This window comes from Priestia aryabhattai, assembly GCF_023715685.1.
Taxonomy (GTDB): Bacteria; Bacillota; Bacilli; order Bacillales; family Bacillaceae_H; genus Priestia; species Priestia aryabhattai_B.
The window spans coordinates 1-2,078 of the sequence record NZ_JAMBOQ010000028.1 but is presented as its reverse complement, the minus strand read 5'-3'; the positions used below and the strand labels follow the sequence as shown (position 1 = coordinate 2,078).

General features: G+C 32.8%; 4 protein-coding genes. 3 read left to right on the top strand and 1 reads right to left on the bottom strand.

Annotated elements, in window-relative coordinates:
• From M3225_RS28705 to M3225_RS28695, 3 genes are all read left to right on the top strand, one after another.
• Positions 1-86 (top strand): IS3 family transposase (locus M3225_RS28705; protein ID WP_251396070.1); only part of this gene is annotated, 86 nt, incomplete at its 5' end.
• A gap of 205 nt (positions 87-291) precedes the next feature.
• On the top strand, positions 292-465 hold the full coding sequence (locus M3225_RS28700; protein ID WP_251400726.1) for a hypothetical protein: 174 nt from the start codon (positions 292-294) through the stop codon (positions 463-465).
• Positions 466-866: 401 nt separating this feature from the next.
• On the top strand, positions 867-1,658 hold the full coding sequence (locus M3225_RS28695; RefSeq protein WP_251400724.1) for a MerR family transcriptional regulator: 792 nt from the start codon (positions 867-869) through the stop codon (positions 1,656-1,658).
• A gap of 324 nt (positions 1,659-1,982) precedes the next feature.
• Here the strand turns inward: M3225_RS28695 and M3225_RS28690 are convergent.
• The coding region (locus M3225_RS28690; protein WP_251400393.1) for an IS3 family transposase at positions 1,983-2,078 on the bottom strand (96 nt) is incomplete at its 5' end.

Sequence of the window (2,078 nt, the reverse complement as noted above, 5' to 3'; positions counted from 1 at the left end):
ACTATATTACCTATTACAACAATGCCCGTATTCAAACGAAACTAAACAACCGGTCACCAGTACAATACCGGCAAATGGTTGTTTAAAAGGTGCTTTGATTCCTGTCTCACAAACAGGGTGCAGTCCCCGTTCTGCGACAAGGGTTCTTTTTTGTGATGTGTTCCGGAAGAGACTTTATGTAAACTAGCGATGTATATGACATGCATTAAAAAACAATAAGACTTATTGAATAAATATCTTATAATTAGCAAACCTATACCCATAATCTTATATCCCAGTATGGAGGACAAAATGAAACAATTATTATGTATCACTTTGATTATGGGACTGTTTCTACCAATAGCTCATAACACATATGCTTATTCTGACACAAATCCTGCTTTATCTAATTTTTATAAAAGTTACATGACGAAAGGTGCTAAAGGCGCTGAGCGTTATGTTGCAAAAGGTGTTACGATTCCATAAGTAACTGAAAAAACAAGAATTGTGCGTTTTCAAGGTTTGCCTGCTGCCGACAAAGAAAATACACGTATTATGATTGCCTATTTTGAAAATGGGAAAGTAGATATCGATCGTATAGCATTTATTTGGAGGGTTTCTTTTAACAAAGAGAACGTTACTAGCATCGAAGAACTATATGATGGATCAGAACCGAACTTAAAAAAATAAACGTAAGTTATATAAAAGGCCCTTGGTTGAAATATACCAAGGGCCTTTTGATTCCTATAACGGTGATTATGGTAACTAAAAACGTATGGAGTATATAAAGTGCAAATTTTTAAAGTTACTACTTGAACCTCCAGTTACGTGAGGTATTATGATGAAATTAATCAGATTAATACTAGATTGTAAGGAGGATACGTAAGTTGGATAAAGAGTTAAATTTCACAATTGGTAAATTTTCTAAGAAAACGGGTGTTTCAATAAGGACATTGCATTATTATGACGAAATAGGGCTACTCAAAGCTCAAAAAGATCCCAATTCTCGTCATCGTCTATATGGGGAGGATCATATAGTAAAGCTTCAAAAGATCGTAGCATTAAAATTCCTAGGTTATAACTTAGAAGAAATAGGACTAATGCTAATGGATACCAGTCTTAACTTAAGTTTACAAAACACTTTACTCCAACAGCAAAAGGCATTTGAGGAGAAAAAACAGCATTTAGATAAAGTTCTTAAAGCTATTAGTCGAACGATTTCCTTGCTAGATAGTCAGGAGAATATCCCCAGTGAAATATTAATTAATTTAATTAATAACATCCAAAATGAGCAAGATCAGCGTACATGGCTTGAACATTTTACTTCTAAAGAAATTGCAGATAAGGTATACATTAAATCTGAAGAGGAGAACTTATCTTTGGATAAAGAATTTATTGACTTATCGAGAGAAGTAAAAAAGTTAGTGGGAAAACCAGTTCATTATCCAGAAGTACAAGAGTTGGCCAATAAACATTTACAGGCATCTCTTAAGTATGTTGGTGAGGAAGCTATGTATGCTTTTGGAAAATTAGAGGATGAGCAAATAGGAGATTTTCAGATTATGATGGCATCCCCTTATACGGAAGAAGAGGAAAAATGGTTAGACCAAGTGATAGAATATTATATGGTTCAAAACGGGATGTATAATCCAAATTCTAACGAAAACAATGTTAAATAATTTTTTATAAACTAACTCAATAACCAAGATTGTTAAAGGAACCCATAGATACTTCTATGGGTTCCTTTTTAATTCCTATAATTCACATTAAGGAACATTATGGTAACTAAAATTGAATATGACATACGTATATAAAGGTAAATTACTTTTTATACGTATGTCATATTCAATTTTAGATCATTGCGTACTTGCAATAATGAATAACATTCTATATGTTGAGCAAACTACAAAAGAGGATTTATCCTCTCGACATTTTCTTTTTCTGAGGTGCAAATGAAAAAACTACCTTACTCTGAACTGAACCCAAAAAGTTAGACACGTTATTTAGGCAGCTAATGAGGATTGAATTCTGTATTCTACAGGGGTCAATCCTTTTAATTTTTCTTTTATTCGTAGATGGTTGTAATATAGGATATAGGC